Here is a 16,963-nt window from a genome sequence, read left to right as displayed (position 1 = left end):
GCGGATCACCGTTCCGGACCTCCAAATCCGGTTTCGGGTACCGGTATGGTGCTCGCGATGGTGATGCCCCCGCCCCGTCTCGGCCCGGCGCGCGACTGCTCGTCGGTGGCTGACGGCATGGCCGGGCGGAAGGTGCGGTTGCGTGAGGTCACGCTCGCCGACCGGCGCACCCTGGCCGGGTTCGACCGGGACGCGGCCGAGACCCGCCGGGTCGGCGAGTACCGGCACTGGGCCGCTCACCGCGCCGAGGCCGACTTCCACTTCGCGATCGAAACCCTGCGTGGTGGCCTGGTCGTCGGCTCCCTGTCGGCGACCGAGGCGGACGTGCCCGACCGGTTCAGCTACGGCATCGGGATCGGGCCGCGGCACCGCCGCTGCGGTTACGCCGGGGACGCGGTGATCACCCTGCTGCGGTTCATGTTCGGCGTGCAGGGCTACCGGAAGTGCCAGGTCAGCATCTACGGCGGCAACGTCGCGTCGCTGTCGCTGCACGCCCGGCTCGGTTTCCGCGAGGAAGGCCGGGTGCGCGACACCGAACTGTCCCGCGACGGCGTCAAGTACCTGGTGCTGATGGGCATCGCGGACACCGAGTTCGCCGAGATCCACCCCGACTTCCCGGCTGAACGGCCGCGGGGCCGCCACTGGCGGCCCCGCGGGCGGCACCGGGACCGCTAGACCCCCATCGGGTGCCAGACGGTCTTCGCCTCGAGGTAGCGGCGCAGCCGCGCGATGTCCGGCGGCTGCGTCCAGTCCGGTTCCGCGGCCGGCACCGCGAGCACGCGCTTGACCGTGCCCGCTGCCGCGCGGGCCAGTTCCGCACGGATCTCCGGATCGGCGCCCGTCGGGTCGAGGGTGTTGACATCACCGTGCGAGGCCAGCCACGGCCCCAGCTCACCCGCCCGGCCGGTGAGGATGTTCGCCACCCCGCCCGGCAGGTCGGACGTCGCCAGCACCTCCGAGAGCGTGACGGCCGGCAGCGGCCGGTCCGCGCTGCTCACCACGACCGCGGTGCAGCCGGCCGCCAGCGCCGGGGCGAGCACGCTCACCAGCCCGAGCAGTGACGACTCCTGCGGCGCGAGGATGGCCGCCACGCCGGCCGGTTCCGGCACCGTGAACGAGAAGTACGGCCCGGCGACCGGGTTCGCGGCGCCGAGGACGCTCGCCACCTTGTCCGTCCAGCCCGCGTACCAGACCCAGCGGTCGATCGCCGCGTCCACCACGGTTTCCGCGCGCCGCGCCGGCAGTCCCTCGGCCGCGCCGACCTCGGCCACGAACTGGTCGCGGCGGCCCTCCAGCACCTCCGCGACCCGGTACAGCACCTGGCCGCGGTTGTAGGCCGTCGCGCCGGACCAGCCACCGAAGGCCTTGCGCGCGGCGACCACCGCGTCCCGCACGTCCTTGCGCGAGGCGTGGGCGGCGTTGGCGAGGAACTGTCCCTTGCGGTCGGTCACCGGGTACACCCGGCCGGACTCCGAGCGCGGGAACTTGCCGCCGATGAACAGCTTGTACGTCTTCGCGACGGTGACCCGCTCAGACATCCAGGTATCCCTCCAGACCCGTGCGGCCACCTTCGCGGCCGAAGCCCGACTCCTGGTAGCCGCCGAACGGCGCGGCCGGGTCGAAGCGGTTGAACGTGTTGGCCCAGACCACGCCGGCCCGCAGCCGGCTGGCCATCCACAGGATCCGCGACCCCTTTTCGGTCCAGATGCCGGCGGACAGACCGTAGGGCGTGTTGTTGGCCTTCGCGACGGCCTCGTCGGGCGTGCGGAACGTGAGCACGGACAGCACCGGGCCGAAGATCTCCTCGCGCGCGATCCGCATCGACTGGTGCACCCCGGAGAACACGGTGGGGGCGAAGAAGAACCCGCGGTCGGGCACCGGGCACGGGCTGGTCCACCGCTGCGCGCCCTCGGCCTCCCCGGAGTCGGCCAGCGCCCGGATCTTGCCCAGCTGTTCGGCCGAGTTGATGGCGCCGACGTCGGTGTTCTTGTCCAGCGGATCACCCAGCCGCAGCGTGGAGATCCGGTACCGCAGCTTGTCCAGCAGCTCGTCCACCACGGACTCCTGCGCCAGCAGCCGGGAACCGGCGCAGCACACGTGGCCCTGGTTGAAGAAGATGCCGTTGACGATGCCGTCGACCGCCTGGTCCAGCGGGGCGTCGTCGAAGACCACGTTCGCGGCCTTGCCGCCGAGCTCCAGCGTGAGCCGCTTCGGGGTGCCCGCGACCTGGCGCTGGATCAGCTTGCCGACCTCGGTCGAGCCGGTGAAGGCGATCTTGTCCACGCCCGGGTGCTCGACCAGCCGCGCGCCGGTTTCCCCCGCGCCGGGCAGGATGTTCACCACCCCCGGCGGCAGCCCGGCCTGCTGGCAGATCTCGCCGAACACCAGCGCGGTCAGCGGGGTCGTCTCGGCCGGCTTGAGCACGACCGTGTTGCCGGTGGCCAGGGCGGGCGCGATCTTCCACGCCAGCATCAGCAGCGGGAAGTTCCACGGGATGATCTGCCCGGCCACGCCCAGCGGTTTCGGATCCGGCCCGAACCCGGCGTAGCCGAGCTTGTCGGCCCAGCCCGCGTGGTAGAAGAAGTGGGCGGCGACCAGCGGCAGGTCCGAGTCGCGGGATTCCCTGATCGGTTTGCCGTTGTCCAGCGTCTCCAGCACGGCCAGCTCCCGCGACCGTTCCTGGATCAGCCGCGCGATGCGGAACAGGTACTTGGCGCGCTCGCTGCCCGGCATCGGGCCCCACGTCTTCTCGAACGCCTTGCGGGCCGCCTTCACCGCCGTGTCGATGTCCGCGGCGCTCGCGGTGCTGACTTCGGCGAGCACCTCCTCGGTGGCCGGGTTGACGGTCTTGAGCGGTTCGCCGCCGCCGTCGACGAACTCGCCGTCGATGAACGGCCGGTAGCTCGGCTTCAGGTTGGCCAGGTCGCGCGACTCGGGCGCGGGTGCGTACTCGAACGCGGGCATCAGTCCACCGCCACGTGGTCGGGGCCGCTGTAGTGGCCGTCGTGCTGGGTGCGCCGCTGCAGCAGCAGGTCGTTGAGCAGGCTGGACGCGCCGAAGCGGAACAGCTCCGGGGTGAGCCACTGCTCACCGGCGACCTCGTGCACGGCCACCAGGTACTTGATCGCGTCCTTGGTGGTGCGGATGCCCCCGGCCGGTTTGACGCCACGCAGCTCACCGGTTGCGGTGAACCAGTCACGCACGGCCTGCAGCATCACGTGCGTGACCGGCAGCGTCGCGGCAGGGGAGACCTTGCCGGTGGAGGTCTTGATGAAGTCGCCCCCGGCCAGCAGGGCCAGCCAGGACGCGCGGCGCACGTTGTCGTAGGTGACCAGCTCGCCGGTCTCCAGGATGACCTTCAGGTGCGCGTCCCCGCAGGCGGCCTTGACGGCCTGGATCTCCTCGAACACCGCGCCGTAGCGCCCTTCGAGGAAGGCGCCGCGGTCGATCACCATGTCGACCTCGGTCGCGCCGGACTCCACGGCCAGCGCCACGTCGGCCAGCTTCACCTGGCGGGACGAGCGGCCGGACGGAAAGGCGGTCGCGACGCTCGCGATGCCGATGCCGGTGCCCTTGAGCCCTTCGACGGCCGCCGCGACCAGGTCGGGGTACACGCACACCGCGGCGACCTGCGGCGTGTCCGGGCGGTCCGGGTCGGGACGCCGGGCCTTCGCGGTCAGCGCGCGGACCTTGCCGTGCGTGTCGGCGCCCTCGAGGGTGGTCAGGTCGACCATCGAGATCGCGGTGTCGATGGCCCAGAGCTTGCTGGCCTTCTTGATGCTGCGGGTGGCCAGCGCGGCGGCCCGGGCCTCGACCCCGACCTGGTCCACACCGGGCAGCCCGTGCAGGAAGCGCCGGAGGCTCGCGTCGTCGCGGGTGGCGTCGGCGAGAGCGGCCGGCAGAGTGGGTGCGCTCACCTCGTAGAGGCTAGTACCGGACCGCACCGCTGCGTGGAGACCGTGGAAGACCGTGCACCCCGCTACCGGCGCGGCTTCCGGATCACCGTCACCGCGCCCCAGAACGCCAGCCCGGTGACCTTGACCACCGGCGCGCCCGGCGGCGGGGGCTGGGTGGAGGCGCCCGCCCGGTCCTGGCTCTCGAACGCGCCCATGAAGCCGATGCCGTTGACATCGACGATGACGTCGTCGGGAACCACGATGTCGATGCCGCCCATGATGGCGACCGCGGTGATGGTGCTGTGCCGTTCGGCGAAACGGGCGGCGCGCAGGTCGAGTTCGACGCCGCCCCAGAACGCGAAGCTGTTGTGCTCGGCCGGCACGGTCCAGGCACCCTTGCGGTCGGCGCCGGACATGATGGCGACGGACATCTTCGAGCCGGGCACGCCGCCGATCCGGTCGTCCAGGGCGGGCGTCCGGGGCGTGGCGGGCTGCACGGCACCGGCGGAGACGCCGGGCAGGTCCGCGACGGGCGGTCCGAGCTCGGCGAGGGTCTTCGCGGCGTACACGGTGTCGAGCCGTTCTTCGAGCTCCTGCACGGTGATCCGGCCCTCGGCGAGCGCGGCGTGCAGGATTTGCGCGACCCGTTCCCGGTCCGCGTCGGAGGCCCGCATCGGCGGGTGCTCGGGACTGGCAGGTTGTTCCACCGCGCGAGCTTACCGGGCTCGGTCCCGGTACAGGGGCCGTTTCGCCGAGTCGATCGACTACCGTGACGCGTCATGGACGTGCATGTCGTCGATCATCCGCTGGCCAAGGCCAGGCTGTCGACCATGCGTGACGCGCGCACGGACAGCGCGGCCTTCCGGGCGGCCCTGCACGAGCTGACCGTCATGCTGATCTACGAAGCCACCCGCGAGGCGCCGGTGCGCACCGAGCGCATCCACACGCCGGTCGCCCGGACCGACGCGTTCCGGCTGGCGAACCCGCCGTTGCTGGTGCCCGTGCTGCGGGCGGGGCTGGGGATGGCCGACCAGGCGCACAAGCTGATTCCCGAGGCCCGCATGGGGTTCGTCGGCCTGGCACGCGACGAGGAGACCCTGCAGCCGACGCCGTACATGGAATCGCTGCCGGAAGACCTGTCCGATTGCCCGGTGCTGGTGCTCGACCCGATGCTCGCCACGGGCGGTTCCATGGAGTACACGATCCGGCTGCTGAGCGGCCGCGGCGCCACCGACGTCACCGCGATCTGCGCGCTCGCCGCGCCGGAGGGTCTGAAGCACCTGGCGGATTCCGGCCTGCCGGTACGGGTGGTCACCGCGAGCGTCGACGAGCGCCTCAACGACTCGGGGTTCATCGTCCCGGGCCTCGGGGACGCGGGGGACCGGCAGTACGGGGCCCGGTAGGTGTCCTATTGGAACACCAACGTCGCCCGCCACGGTGACATCCTTCGCGCCGTGCCCGCCGGATGCGGTGACGCGCTGGACGTCGGTTGCGGGGACGGGCTGCTCGCGCGGAAGCTGACCGGGCGGGCGGCGCGGGTCACCGGGATCGACAGCTCGCCGGAGATGGTCGCCCGTGCCCGTCAGCTCGGCGAGGGTGATCTCACGTTCGTCGTGGGTGACTTCCTCGCCACCGATCTTCCTGCCGGCTACGACTTCATCTGCTCGGTGTCCGCCATCCACCACATGGATTTCGAGGCGGCGCTGACCCGCATGCGGGAGCTGCTGCGGCCGGGCGGCACGCTGGTGGTGGTCGGACTGGCCCGGGAAGGGACCGTGGGCGAGTGGATCGCGCGGATCGCGGCTGCGCCGGTCGTGCGGATCGTCAAGGTCCTGCGCCGCGCGAGCGGGCCGGAGAACATGCCCGTTGCCACGCCGCGGATGACCTACCGGGAGGTGCGGGAGGCGGCGCAGCGTCTCCTGCCCGGCGTGCGCTACCGCTGGCACGTGCTCCGCCGGTACTCCCTGACCTGGCGGAAACCCTAGGCGCGCCACCCGGCCGCGTGCGCCCGCAGCGCCGCTTCGTACGAGGCGGCCACGTCGAAGTCCGGCGGCAGGTTGCCGGCCAGCTCCAGGGAGACCAGCCCGTGCACGATGCCCCATGCGCTGACCGCGATCACCTCGGGGGCCACCGGTTTGAACGCCCCGGCGGTGATCGCCGCGCGGACGGTGTCCACCAGCGGCGCCAGCGAGTCCCGGGCGACCTGGGTGGCCTCGGCGGCGGGTTCGAAACCGGGGACCGCTTTGGTGAACATGATCGAGTACAGGTGCGGATCGGCCAGCGCGCTCGTCCGGTAGGCCAGCCCGAGCCGCACGAAGTCCTCGACCGGGTCGCCGGTCCGCTCGACCCCGCGCAGCCGTGCCCCGAACCGCCGGAACCCCTCCAGGTAGACCGCGTTGACCAGCTCCGGTTTGCCGCCGAACAGCGAGTACACCGCGGTGGTCGAGGTGCCTGCGTCGGCGGCGAGCCGGCGCAGGCTGAGCGCCGCGGGCCCGTCCCGGGACAGGAGTTCACCGGCGCGGTCGAGCAGTTTCAGCCGGAGCGCTTCGTCGTGTGTGCGGGGTCTCGGCATGCTCCCAGGTTATCGCAACGCTGTTACCGATCCCGCGGGTCCGGATTTGACCTGGAGCGCACTCCAGGTCGTACTGTCGCCTCATGAGCTACTCGATAGCGGAAGCCGCACGTCGCAGCGGGCTGTCGATCGACACCCTCCGCTACTACGAGCGCATCAAGCTCGTCGCGCCGCCGGCCCGGGACGCGGCGGGCAGGCGGGTCTACTCCGACGACGACCTCGCGTGGCTGGAGTTCCTCACCAAGCTCCGCACGACCGGCATGCCGATCAGAATGATGCGGGAGTACGCGCAGCTGCGGCAGGCCGGTGACGCGGGGGTGGCCCGCCGCCGCGCGATCCTCGTCGAGCAGCGCCACTCGGTCGCCGGGCGCATCGCGGAGCTCCAGGCGTGCCTGGACGTCCTCGACTACAAGATCGACAACTACGACCGGATCTGCGCCCGCATCCCCGGTGCCGTCCGGGAGGAGATCTCCGCGTGATCGGCACGAGGAAGCTGGGCGGGCTGGAGGTCGGCGCGCAGGGCCTGGGCTGCATGGGGATGAGCCAGGCGTACGGCGTGCGCGACAACGAGGCGGAGTCGATCGCCACCATCCACCGCGCCCTGGAGCTGGGCGTGAGCCTGCTGGACACGGCCGACGTCTACGGCGACGGCGCGAACGAGGAGCTGGTCGGCCGCGCGATCGCCGGCCGGCGCGACCGGGTCGTGCTCGCCACCAAGTTCGGCATCCGCCGCGACGATGACGGGCAGCAGGTGCGCGGGGACGCGGCCTACGTGCGCCAGTGCGCCGAGCGTTCGCTGCGCCGCCTGAACGTGGACCACATCGACCTCTACTACCAGCACCGGGTCGATCCGGACGTGCCGGTCGAGGAGACGTGGGGTGCGCTGTCCGAGCTGGTCGCCCAGGGCAAGGTCCGCTACCTCGGCATTTCGGAGGCGTCCGCGGACACGATCCGCCGGGCGCACGCCGTCCACCCGGTGACCGCGCTGCAGAGTGAATGGAGCCTGTGGACCCGGGGGATCGAGGACGAGGTGGTGCCGGCCTGCCGCGAGCTGGGCATCGGGATCGTGCCGTTCTCGCCGCTCGGGCGCGGCTTCCTGACCGGCGCATCACCAAGGCGGACGAGCTGCCCGCCGACGACATGCGCCGCAACCTGCCGCGGTTCGCCGAGGGCAACCTCGACCGGAACCTGCGCATCGTCGAGGCGTTGCGGAAGCTGGCGGAGGAGAAGGGCGTGACCGCCGGGCAGCTGGCGCTCGCCTGGGTGCAGCACCAGGGTCCCGACGTGGTGCCGATCCCCGGGACGAAGCGCCGCCGGTACCTGGAGGAGAACGTCGCCGCCGCGACACTCGAACTGTCCGGCGAGGACGTCGAGCGGATCGAGGCGGCGGTCCCGGCGGACGCCGTGGCGGGGGAGCGCTACCCGGCGGCCCTGGCCCGCACCGTCGGCAGGTGAGGTCCGGTGGCCTGGGCGTCCCGCTCAGGCCACCGCCACGCCGACGGCGGTGGTGATCATCGCCGCGGCGAGCAGCACCGCGCCGCCGACCGTCACCCCGTGCGCGAGCGCCTTCCGGCCGGGCAGCAGGTGCAGGAACAACCCGCCCGACTGGCCGAGGATCCCGATCAGCAGCAGGACGGACACGATCCACTGCCCGGTGGCACCGAGCCCCCCGGCGGCGACCAGCTGCAGGGTGACCAGCGCCAGCACGAGCAGCACCCCCGCATGCGCGTGGCCGGCGCGGAAGTAGGCACGCTGCTCCGCGGTGAGCGTGCGTTTGCGGAGCAGGGCGAGCAGCGAGTACCCGCCGAACATCACGGTCGGCAGCGAGACGAGCGCGATCACGGTGAACAGCTGGGTGGGACCGGACAGGACGATCATCGCGAGTTCCTTTCGAGGAGACCTACGAGGATCGTAACACCGTTACGTAACCCTGTTATTCCATCAGGCCGGCCGCGACCGTCGCACCCAGCTCCCAGCACTTCTCGAGGTCGGCCTTCGACGGTGCACCGGTCACGGTGACGAACTCCGCCGCCTTCACCCAGCCCAGCCCCGTGGTGATCGACTCGATGCCCCGGACCGTCCCGGAGACGTCACTGCCGCCGTGCACGTAACACCCGAACGGCCGACCGCGCGTCGAGTCCAGGCACGGGTAGTAGACCTGGTCGAAGAAGTGCTTGAGCGCGCCCGCCATGTAGCCGAGGTTCGCCGTGGTCCCGAGCAGGTAGCCGTCGGCTTCGAGAACGTCGGTCGCGGTGGCCGCGAGCGCCGCCCGCCGGACGACGGTCACCCCCTCGATCTCGTCGGTCGTCGCGCCGGAGACGACGGCTTCGAACATGGCTTGCACGTTCGGCGAGGGCGTGTGGTGCACGAGCAGCAACGTGGGCACGCCTGAGGAGCGTGCCGCGGTCGGCGCGCCGGTGCAACCGCTCGGAGGTTCCGCGTACCGACGGTGCCGCGTCCTCGGCAGGCGGTTGATCAGCGCATTTACCGTTATGGGACCCCCCTGTGCGGGCCCCATTTCCGGGCATGTAATCTTCTCTTCGTCGCCAGGGAGACCGGGCCGGCGGGGAAGAAAAGCCCCAAGGGAACGGGAAACCGGGCGGGGGGTCACGAACCAAGCTCCCACCTCGGGTGGTAGAGTGGGTGGCCGCCGCTGGACGAAACCACAGTGAGTTCGAAGTCGTAGGGCTTTGTGCTTCGGGTTTGGTCGGGTGACACGACAAGACGTGTTGTTTGAGAACTCAACAGTGTATTGATGAGCTAAAGCCAGTTTGATTAGCTAGAACCCTTTGTGGGTTCCTTTGAGGCTATGAATTATAGCCGGATCGATTTTCTAGCATTGTTGGAGAGTTTGATCCTGGCTCAGGACGAACGCTGGCGGCGTGCTTAACACATGCAAGTCGAACGCTGAAGCCCAGCTTGCTGGGTGGATGAGTGGCGAACGGGTGAGTAACACGTGGGTAACCTGCCCTGTACTTTGGGATAAGCCCTGGAAACGGGGTCTAATACCGGATACGACCTGGCACCGCATGGTGGTGGGTGGAAAGTTTCGGCGGTACGGGATGGGCCCGCGGCCTATCAGCTTGTTGGTGGGGTGATGGCCTACCAAGGCGACGACGGGTAGCCGGCCTGAGAGGGTGTCCGGCCACACTGGGACTGAGACACGGCCCAGACTCCTACGGGAGGCAGCAGTGGGGAATATTGCACAATGGGCGGAAGCCTGATGCAGCGACGCCGCGTGAGGGATGACGGCCTTCGGGTTGTAAACCTCTTTCGCCAGGGACGAAGCGTAAGTGACGGTACCTGGAGAAGAAGCACCGGCTAACTACGTGCCAGCAGCCGCGGTAATACGTAGGGTGCAAGCGTTGTCCGGAATTATTGGGCGTAAAGAGCTCGTAGGCGGCTTGTTGCGTCTGCTGTGAAAATCCGGGGCTTAACTCCGGACCTGCAGTGGATACGGGCAGGCTTGAGTTCGGTAGGGGAGACTGGAATTCCTGGTGTAGCGGTGAAATGCGCAGATATCAGGAGGAACACCGGTGGCGAAGGCGGGTCTCTGGGCCGATACTGACGCTGAGGAGCGAAAGCGTGGGGAGCGAACAGGATTAGATACCCTGGTAGTCCACGCTGTAAACGTTGGGCGCTAGGTGTGGGTGACTTCCACGTTGTCCGTGCCGTAGCTAACGCATTAAGCGCCCCGCCTGGGGAGTACGGCCGCAAGGCTAAAACTCAAAGGAATTGACGGGGGCCCGCACAAGCGGCGGAGCATGTGGATTAATTCGATGCAACGCGAAGAACCTTACCTGGGCTTGACATGCACTGGAAACCGGCAGAGATGTCGGCCCCCTTGTGGCCGGTGTGCAGGTGGTGCATGGCTGTCGTCAGCTCGTGTCGTGAGATGTTGGGTTAAGTCCCGCAACGAGCGCAACCCTTGTCCTGTGTTGCCAGCGCGTAATGGCGGGGACTCGCGGGAGACTGCCGGGGTCAACTCGGAGGAAGGTGGGGATGACGTCAAGTCATCATGCCCCTTATGTCCAGGGCTTCACACATGCTACAATGGCTGGTACAGAGGGCTGCGATACCGTGAGGTGGAGCGAATCCCTTAAAGCCGGTCTCAGTTCGGATCGCAGTCTGCAACTCGACTGCGTGAAGTCGGAGTCGCTAGTAATCGCAGATCAGCAACGCTGCGGTGAATACGTTCCCGGGCCTTGTACACACCGCCCGTCACGTCATGAAAGTCGGTAACACCCGAAGCCCATGGCCCAACCCCTTGTGGGAGGGAGTGGTCGAAGGTGGGACTGGCGATTGGGACGAAGTCGTAACAAGGTAGCCGTACCGGAAGGTGCGGCTGGATCACCTCCTTTCTAAGGAGCACAACACATCCGCTCACCGGTTTCGGTGGGTGGGGTGGCTGAGTCTAGGGCCCGCGTGTGGTCCTGCTCAGACGCTCGAGGAATTGTGGACGGCTGGCTGATGCTCATCGTGATGGTGTGGTGATGGTTTAGTACTGCTTCTTTCGGGGAGTGTGGAACGGCATGGCTGGCCGGATCGGTGGGTGCTCATGGGTACGCTGTTGGGTCCTGAGGCAACACGTGTGTTGTTTCTGGGTGTGGTGTTTGAGAATTGCAGAGTGGATGCGAGCATCTTTGTGGTCAAGTTGTTAAGGGCACATGGTGGATGTCTTGGCATCAGGAGCCGATGAAGGACGTGGGAGGCTGCGATAAGCCTCGGGGAGCTGTCAACCGAGCTGTGATCCGAGGGTGTCCGAATGGGGAAACCCAGCACCTGTTATGAGGTGTTACCCGCATCTGAATATATAGGGTGCGTGGAGGGAACGCGGGGAAGTGAAACATCTCAGTACCCGTAGGAAGAGAAAACACTTAGTGATTCCGTGAGTAGTGGCGAGCGAAAGCGGAGGAGGCTAAACCGTGCGCATGTGATACCTGTCAGGGGTTGTGTGTGCGGGGTTGTGGGACCTGACTTCCAGGAGCTGACACTTCTGGCATCGTGCTGCATGGCTAGTGGAACCGCCTGGGATGGTGGACCGGAGTGGGTGAGAGTCCCGTACGCGAAAGCTGTGTTGGTGTGGTGTGTTGGTGTTCCCGAGTAGCAGCGAGCTCGTGGAATTTGCTGTGAATCTGCCGGGACCACTCGGTAAGCCTAAATACTTCCTGGTGACCGATAGCGGACGAGTACCGTGAGGGAAAGATGAAAAGTACCCCGGGAGGGGAGTGAAAGAGTACCTGAAACCGTGTGCCTACAAGCCGTCAGAGCGAACTTGTGTTTGTGATGGCGTGCCTTTTGAAGAATGAGCCTGCGAGTTAGTGCTGCGTGGCGAGGTTAACCCGTGTGGGGTAGCCGTAGCGAAAGCGAGTCTGAATAGGGCGTGGAGTCGCGTGGTCTAGACCCGAAGCGGAGTGATCTACCCATGGCCAGGCTGAAGCGAGGGTAAGACCTCGTGGAGGGCCGAACCCACCAGGGTTGAAAACCTGGGGGATGAGTTGTGGGTAGGGGTGAAAGGCCAATCAAACTCCGTGATAGCTGGTTCTCCCCGAAATGCATTTAGGTGCAGCGTCGCATGTTTCGTGGTGGGGGTAGAGCTACTGGATGGCCTAGGGGCCTTACCGGGTTACCGAAGTCAACCAAACTCCGAATACCATCACGTGAGAGTGCGGCAGTGAGACGGCGGGGGATAAGCTTCGTCGTCGAGAGGGAAACAGCCCAGAACACCGGCTAAGGCCCCTAAGTGTGTGCTTAGTGGGAAAGGATGTGGGGTCGCCGAGACAACCAGGAGGTTGGCTTAGAAGCAGCCATCCTTGAAAGAGTGCGTAATAGCTCACTGGTCAAGTGGTCCTGCGCCGATAATGTAGCGGGGCTGAAGTACACCGCCGAAGCCGTGTCAATGACACATTTACATCCACTTCGCTCTTTGTGAGTGTTGTGCAGTGGTGTTGTTGGGTAGGGGAGCGTCCTGCATCCAGGGAAGCCACCGTGGAAGCGAGTGGTGGAGGGTGTGGGAGTGAGAATGCAGGCATGAGTAGCGAATGCAGAGTGAGAACCTCTGCCGCCGGATGACCAAGGGTTCCTGGGTCAAGTTAATCTGCCCAGGGTAAGTCGGGACCTAAGGCGAGGCCGACAGGCGTAGTCGATGGACAACGGGTTGATATTCCCGTACCCGCGTATGTTCGCCCATGACGAGGTGCATGATACTAACCGCCCTGAACTGTGAGGCTCTTCGGAGTTGATCGGGGACGCGCGGGACCTGAGTGTGTAGTAGTCAAGCGATGGGGTGACGCAGGAAGGTAGCTCCGCCAGTGAGTGGTTGTACTGGTGTAAGCGTGTAGGGTGAGTGGTAGGTAAATCCGCCGCTTGTGTAGCCTGAGACGTGATGCGTAGCCGTTGAGGTGAAGTAGGGTGATCCTATGCTGCCGAGAAAAGCCTCTAGCGAGAACATGTGCGGCCCGTACCCCAAACCGACACAGGTGGTCAGGTAGAGAATACTAAGGCGGTCGGGTGAACTGTGGTTAAGGAACTCGGCAAAATGCCCCCGTAACTTCGGGAGAAGGGGGGCCAAAGCACTTGAAGCCCCGTGCGGGCTAGGGTGAGTTGGCCGCAGAGACCAGCGGAAAGCGACTGTTTACTAAAAACACAGGTCCATGCGAAGTCGTAAGACGAGGTATATGGACTGACGCCTGCCCGGTGCTGGAACGTTAAGAGGACCGGTTAGCTCTCTTTGGGGGGCGAAGCTGAGAATTTAAGCGCCAGTAAACGGCGGTGGTAACTATAACCATCCTAAGGTAGCGAAATTCCTTGTCGGGTAAGTTCCGACCTGCACGAATGGCGTAACGACTTTCCGGCTGTCTCAACCACAGGCCCGGTGAAATTGCACTACGAGTAAAGATGCTCGTTACGCGCGGCAGGACGGAAAGACCCCGGGACCTTTACTATAGCTTGGTATTGGTTTTCGGTTCGGCTTGTGTAGGATAGGTGGGAGACTGTGAAGCTTGGACGCTAGTTCGGGTGGAGTCGTTGTTGAAATACCACTCTGGTCGGATTGGGAATCTAACCTAGGACCCTGATCGGGTTCAGGGACAGTGCCTGGTGGGTAGTTTAACTGGGGCGGTTGCCTCCTAAAAGGTAACGGAGGCGCCCAAAGGTTCCCTCAGCCTGGTTGGCAATCAGGTGTTGAGTGTAAGTGCACAAGGGAGCTTGACTGTGAGACTGACGGGTCGAGCAGGTGCGAAAGCAGGGACTAGTGATCCGGCATCTCCTGGTGGAAGGGATGTCGCTCAACGGATAAAAGGTACCCCGGGGATAACAGGCTGATCTTGCCCAAGAGTCCATATCGACGGCATGGTTTGGCACCTCGATGTCGGCTCGTCGCATCCTGGGGCCGGAGTAGGTCCCAAGGGTTGGGCTGTTCGCCCATTAAAGCGGCACGCGAGCTGGGTTTAGAACGTCGTGAGACAGTTCGGTCCCTATCCGCCGCGCGCGTAGGAGACTTGAGGAAGGCTGTCCCTAGTACGAGAGGACCGGGACGGACGAACCTCTGGTATGCCAGTTGTCACGCCAGTGGCATGGCTGGTTAGCTACGTTCGGAAGGGATAACCGCTGAAGGCATCTAAGCGGGAAGCCTGTTCCTAGATGAGGTCTCCCACCCCTTTGTGGGTTAAGGCCCCCAAGAGACGATTGGGTTGATAGGCCAGACATGGACGCACAGTAATGTGTTTTTGAGTGGACTGGTACTAATAGGCCGAGGACTTGCCCACAAAGCTGCTACGCATCCGCTCTGCAACTCTGAGACACCACACCGGACTGGAAACGCTCTGGTGTTGTTTCGGAGAGTTTCGGTGGTCATGGCGGTAGGGAAACGCCCGGTCCCATTCCGAACCCGGAAGCTAAGCCTGCCAGCGCCGATGGTACTGCACCCCCGCGGGTGTGGGAGAGTAGGACACCGCCGAACACAACTTGATACTCGAGGCCCCGGTTGAGAACTGTCACGGTTCTCCCGGGGCCTCGAGCTGTCCGCGGTGCCGGCCGCGCCGCAACGCGGGCGGCACGTGATCAAGCCAGCAGAGCCTCGACGTCGCGGCGCAACGCGGTCATCGTCCCCGTCGCATCCACTCGCACTTCGGCCAGCGCGGCTGCGTCCCCGACGGGACGCGCCACCTGCAGATAACACTTCAACTTCGGCTCGGTCCCCGACGGGCGGATCACCACCCGCAGCCCACCGCCGGCGATGCGCAACGCGTCCGTCTCCGGCAGGAGGTCTTCCACTCCGACCGGCACGCCGGCCAGCTCGTCGGGCGGCGCCTTGCGCAACCGGGTCATCACCTGCCCGCGCACCGCGAGATCGGTCACCCGCAACGACACCTGATCGGTCACGTACACCCCGTGCGCGACCGCCAGCCGATCCAGCTCGTCCAGCAGCGAGCGGCCCTCCGCCTTCAGCTTCGCCGCGAGGTCACACGCCAGGGTGGCGGCGGCGATGCCGTCCTTGTCCCGCACGAAATCGGGGTTCACGCACAGCCCCAGTGCCTCCTCGTAGGCGAACACCAGGCCGTCGCCGGACCGGGTCAGCCACTTGAACCCGGTCAGGGTCTCCGCGTACCGGGCGCCGTGGGCCCGGGCGATGTCCCCCAGCATGGCGGCGGACACGATCGTCGTTGCCACCAGCGGATCCGGGTTGGTCGTCGTGGACAGGACGTACTCGCCCAGCAGCACTCCGGTCTCGTCGCCGCGGAGCATCCGCCACCGCCCGCCGGCGTCCGGCACGCCCACCGCGCACCGGTCCGCGTCGGGGTCGAGCGCGATGGCGAGGTCGGCGCCGACTTCGGCGGCCAGCGCGAGCAGCAGGTCAGTCGCACCCGGCTCCTCCGGATTGGGGAACGACACCGTCGGGAAGTCCGGATCCGGATCGGACTGCTCCGCGACCAGGTGCACATCGGTGAACCCGGCCCGGGACAGGGCCGCCCGCAGCACCTCGGCCCCCACCCCGTGCAGCGCCGTCGCGGCGACCCGCAGACCTCGCGCCGTGGACCGCGGCACCTGGGCGACGCGGTCCAGGTAGGCGTCCAGCACCTCCTCACCGAGCACGGTCGCACCGGCCTGACGCGGCACGCTCACCGCGCCCGGGGCCCCGGCGATGGCGGCCTCGATCTCTGCGTCGGCCGGCGGGACGATCTGGATGGCGCTGTCGTCGTAGAGCTTGTAGCCGTTGTCCAACGGGGGGTTGTGCGACGCGGTGATCTGAACGGCGGCGGCCGTCCCAAGGTGCTTGGCCGCGAAGGCCAGCACCGGTGTCGGCAGCGGCCGGGGCAGCACCCGCACGTCGAACCCGGCCGCGTGCAGCACCTCGGCCGTCGCGGCGGCGAACTCCGCGGAGCCGTGCCGGGCGTCCCGGCCGACGACCACGACCTGCCCCGCCTTGCCGTGCGCGGCCAGCCAGCTCGCCACGCCGGCCGTGGTGCGCACGACGACAGCCGTGTTCATGCCGTTCGGTCCCGCCCGGACCGGGCCACGCAGCCCGGCGGTGCCGAATTCGAGCGGCCCCGCCATCCGGTCGGCCAGGTCGGCCACCGCGTCGGCGGAACCACTCATCGCGGCTGCCAGCACGGTTTGCAGCTCGTGCCGGGCGGCGGGATCGACGTCATCGGCGATCCAGCGGATCGCGCGGTCCCGGAGCTCGGGTGGCAGACGAGTCATGCCCGGGCCACGAGCTCGCGCAGCAGGGTGCCCATCTTCTCGGCCGACGCCCGTCCGGCCGCCAGGACCTCCTGGTGGCTCAACGGTTCCCCGGTCATACCCGCCGCCAGGTTGGTGACCAGGGACAGCCCGAACACCTCGACACCGGCAGCCCGCGCGGCGATCGCCTCCAGGACGGTCGACATGCCGACCAGGTCCGCGCCCAGGGTGCGCAGCATGCGGATCTCGGCGGGGGTTTCGAAGTGCGGTCCGGGCAGGCCCGCGTACACACCCTCGGTCAGCCCCGGATCGATCTCGCGGGCGAGGTCGCGCAGGCGGTGCGAGTACAGGTCGACCAGGTCGACGAAGTTCGCGCCGGTGATCGGGGATGTCGCGGTCATGTTGAGGTGGTCGCAGATCAGCACGGGCTGGCCGACGCGGTACTCCTCGCGCAACCCGCCGGCGGCGTTGGTGAGCAGCACGGACTTCACGCCCGTCGCGGCCGCGGTGCGCACGTTCTGCACCACGCGGCCCACCCCCTTGCCCTCGTACAGGTGCGTGCGGCCGAGCAGCACCAGAGCGCGCTTGCCGTCCACGTCCACCGACCGCACGGTCCCCCCGTGCCCGACCGCGGTCGGGGTCTCGAACCCGGGCAGCTCACCCAGCGGGATCTCCGCCTCCGGCTCGCCGATCACGTCCGCGGCGGGACGCCACCCCGACCCGAGGACCACCGCGATGTCGTGCCTGGCGAGCCCGGTGCGCTCGGCGATGGTGGCGGCAGCAGCGGCTGCCACGTCCTGTTCCGTCATGGCGA

At 67.3% G+C, this 16,963-nt stretch carries 13 protein-coding genes, 3 rRNA genes and 1 pseudogene; 8 read left to right on the top strand and 9 right to left on the bottom strand.

Annotated features, from left to right (window positions below):
• The first annotated feature begins 45 nt into the window (after positions 1 to 45).
• Positions 46 to 675 (top strand): GNAT family N-acetyltransferase, encoded by a 630-nt coding sequence (locus tag FHX46_RS25330; protein WP_167119832.1) that lies wholly within the window; start codon positions 46 to 48, stop codon positions 673 to 675.
• Here FHX46_RS25330 and FHX46_RS25325 read toward each other — a convergent pair.
• The 4 genes from FHX46_RS25325 to FHX46_RS25310 all read right to left on the bottom strand — a co-directional run bounded on the left by FHX46_RS25325 (position 672) and on the right by FHX46_RS25310 (position 4,570).
• Positions 672 to 1,538 (bottom strand): aldehyde dehydrogenase family protein, encoded by an 867-nt coding sequence (locus tag FHX46_RS25325; protein WP_167119829.1) that lies wholly within the window; start codon positions 1,536 to 1,538, stop codon positions 672 to 674. The two genes, FHX46_RS25330 and FHX46_RS25325, sit on opposite strands and share 4 nt — an antisense overlap.
• Complete coding sequence (locus FHX46_RS25320; protein WP_167119826.1) at positions 1,531 to 2,964, bottom strand: aldehyde dehydrogenase family protein; 1,434 nt, start codon at positions 2,962 to 2,964, stop codon at positions 1,531 to 1,533. The genes FHX46_RS25325 and FHX46_RS25320 overlap by 8 nt, the downstream gene beginning before the upstream one ends.
• Complete coding sequence (deoC, locus tag FHX46_RS25315; RefSeq protein WP_167119823.1) at positions 2,964 to 3,917, bottom strand: deoxyribose-phosphate aldolase; 954 nt, start codon at positions 3,915 to 3,917, stop codon at positions 2,964 to 2,966. Before deoC ends, FHX46_RS25320 begins: the two co-directional genes overlap by 1 nt.
• A 62-nt stretch (positions 3,918 to 3,979) precedes the next feature.
• On the bottom strand, positions 3,980 to 4,570 hold the full coding sequence (locus FHX46_RS25310; protein WP_167121669.1) for a DUF1707 SHOCT-like domain-containing protein: 591 nt from the start codon (positions 4,568 to 4,570) through the stop codon (positions 3,980 to 3,982).
• A 105-nt stretch (positions 4,571 to 4,675) separates the two neighbouring features.
• Here FHX46_RS25310 and upp point away from each other — a divergent pair, with 105 nt between their 5' ends.
• Together upp and FHX46_RS25300 are read left to right on the top strand one after the other, a co-directional pair.
• Entirely contained in the window at positions 4,676 to 5,299 is a 624-nt protein-coding gene (upp, locus tag FHX46_RS25305; RefSeq protein WP_167119820.1) for a uracil phosphoribosyltransferase, read from the top strand.
• On the top strand, positions 5,300 to 5,881 hold the full coding sequence (locus FHX46_RS25300) for a class I SAM-dependent methyltransferase (protein WP_167119818.1): 582 nt from the start codon (positions 5,300 to 5,302) through the stop codon (positions 5,879 to 5,881).
• Here FHX46_RS25300 and FHX46_RS25295 read toward each other — a convergent pair.
• The gene (locus FHX46_RS25295; protein ID WP_167119815.1) at positions 5,878 to 6,468 is read right to left on the bottom strand and encodes a TetR/AcrR family transcriptional regulator; all 591 of its coding nucleotides are present in this window, start codon (positions 6,466 to 6,468) and stop codon (positions 5,878 to 5,880) included. The two genes, FHX46_RS25300 and FHX46_RS25295, sit on opposite strands and share 4 nt — an antisense overlap.
• Before the next feature lie 83 nt (positions 6,469 to 6,551).
• Here FHX46_RS25295 and FHX46_RS25290 point away from each other — a divergent pair, with 83 nt between their 5' ends.
• Positions 6,552 to 6,947, top strand: a complete 396-nt coding sequence (locus tag FHX46_RS25290; protein ID WP_167119813.1) for a MerR family transcriptional regulator — start codon at positions 6,552 to 6,554, stop codon at positions 6,945 to 6,947.
• A pseudogene (locus FHX46_RS25285) lies at positions 6,944 to 7,923 on the top strand (aldo/keto reductase). The gene FHX46_RS25290 and the pseudogene FHX46_RS25285 overlap by 4 nt, the downstream one beginning before the upstream one ends.
• 24 nt (positions 7,924 to 7,947) lie before the next feature.
• Here the strand turns inward: FHX46_RS25285 and FHX46_RS25280 are convergent.
• Positions 7,948 to 8,337, bottom strand: a complete 390-nt coding sequence (locus FHX46_RS25280; protein ID WP_167121668.1) for a hypothetical protein — start codon at positions 8,335 to 8,337, stop codon at positions 7,948 to 7,950.
• A 64-nt stretch (positions 8,338 to 8,401) separates the two neighbouring features.
• Positions 8,402 to 8,854 (bottom strand): flavodoxin family protein, encoded by a 453-nt coding sequence (locus FHX46_RS25275; RefSeq protein ID WP_167119811.1) that lies wholly within the window; start codon positions 8,852 to 8,854, stop codon positions 8,402 to 8,404.
• 453 nt (positions 8,855 to 9,307) lie between these two features.
• Between FHX46_RS25275 and FHX46_RS25270 the strand changes: the two genes are divergently transcribed.
• The 3 genes from FHX46_RS25270 (at position 9,308) to rrf (ending at position 14,428) form a co-directional block, all read left to right on the top strand.
• A 16S ribosomal RNA gene (locus FHX46_RS25270) occupies positions 9,308 to 10,829 on the top strand.
• A 286-nt stretch (positions 10,830 to 11,115) separates the two neighbouring features.
• Positions 11,116 to 14,234, top strand: a 23S ribosomal RNA gene (locus FHX46_RS25265).
• 77 nt (positions 14,235 to 14,311) lie between these two features.
• A 5S ribosomal RNA gene (gene rrf / locus FHX46_RS25260) occupies positions 14,312 to 14,428 on the top strand.
• Together the 16S, 23S and 5S rRNA genes form the textbook arrangement of a ribosomal RNA operon.
• 101 nt (positions 14,429 to 14,529) lie before the next feature.
• Here the strand turns inward: rrf and FHX46_RS25255 are convergent.
• Both FHX46_RS25255 and FHX46_RS25250 read right to left on the bottom strand, forming a co-directional pair.
• Positions 14,530 to 16,170, bottom strand: a complete 1,641-nt coding sequence (locus FHX46_RS25255) for a phospho-sugar mutase (protein WP_167119808.1) — start codon at positions 16,168 to 16,170, stop codon at positions 14,530 to 14,532.
• Complete coding sequence (locus tag FHX46_RS25250; protein WP_208400278.1) at positions 16,167 to 16,958, bottom strand: purine-nucleoside phosphorylase; 792 nt, start codon at positions 16,956 to 16,958, stop codon at positions 16,167 to 16,169. The genes FHX46_RS25255 and FHX46_RS25250 overlap by 4 nt, the downstream gene beginning before the upstream one ends.
• Positions 16,959 to 16,963 lie beyond the last annotated feature (5 nt).

This window comes from Amycolatopsis viridis (assembly GCF_011758765.1).
In the GTDB taxonomy this organism is placed as follows: domain Bacteria; phylum Actinomycetota; class Actinomycetes; order Mycobacteriales; family Pseudonocardiaceae; genus Amycolatopsis_E; species Amycolatopsis_E viridis.
This window is presented reverse-complemented; position numbering and strand designations above follow the sequence as displayed.

Excerpts from the sequence above, each read along its gene's own strand:
- FHX46_RS25250 (WP_208400278.1), bottom strand. The coding sequence starts at position 16,958 with ATGACGGAACAGGACGTGGCAGCCGCTGCTGCCGCCACCATCGCCGAG.
- upp (WP_167119820.1), top strand. The coding sequence starts at position 4,676 with ATGGACGTGCATGTCGTCGATCATCCGCTGGCCAAGGCCAGGCTGTCG.
- FHX46_RS25320 (WP_167119826.1), bottom strand. The coding sequence starts at position 2,964 with ATGCCCGCGTTCGAGTACGCACCCGCGCCCGAGTCGCGCGACCTGGCC.
- FHX46_RS25310 (WP_167121669.1), bottom strand. The coding sequence starts at position 4,570 with ATGCGGGCCTCCGACGCGGACCGGGAACGGGTCGCGCAAATCCTGCAC.
- FHX46_RS25255 (WP_167119808.1), bottom strand. The coding sequence starts at position 16,170 with ATGACTCGTCTGCCACCCGAGCTCCGGGACCGCGCGATCCGCTGGATC.
- FHX46_RS25290 (WP_167119813.1), top strand. The coding sequence starts at position 6,552 with ATGAGCTACTCGATAGCGGAAGCCGCACGTCGCAGCGGGCTGTCGATC.
- FHX46_RS25330 (WP_167119832.1), top strand. The coding sequence starts at position 46 with ATGGTGCTCGCGATGGTGATGCCCCCGCCCCGTCTCGGCCCGGCGCGC.
- FHX46_RS25295 (WP_167119815.1), bottom strand. The coding sequence starts at position 6,468 with ATGCCGAGACCCCGCACACACGACGAAGCGCTCCGGCTGAAACTGCTC.
- FHX46_RS25325 (WP_167119829.1), bottom strand. The coding sequence starts at position 1,538 with ATGTCTGAGCGGGTCACCGTCGCGAAGACGTACAAGCTGTTCATCGGC.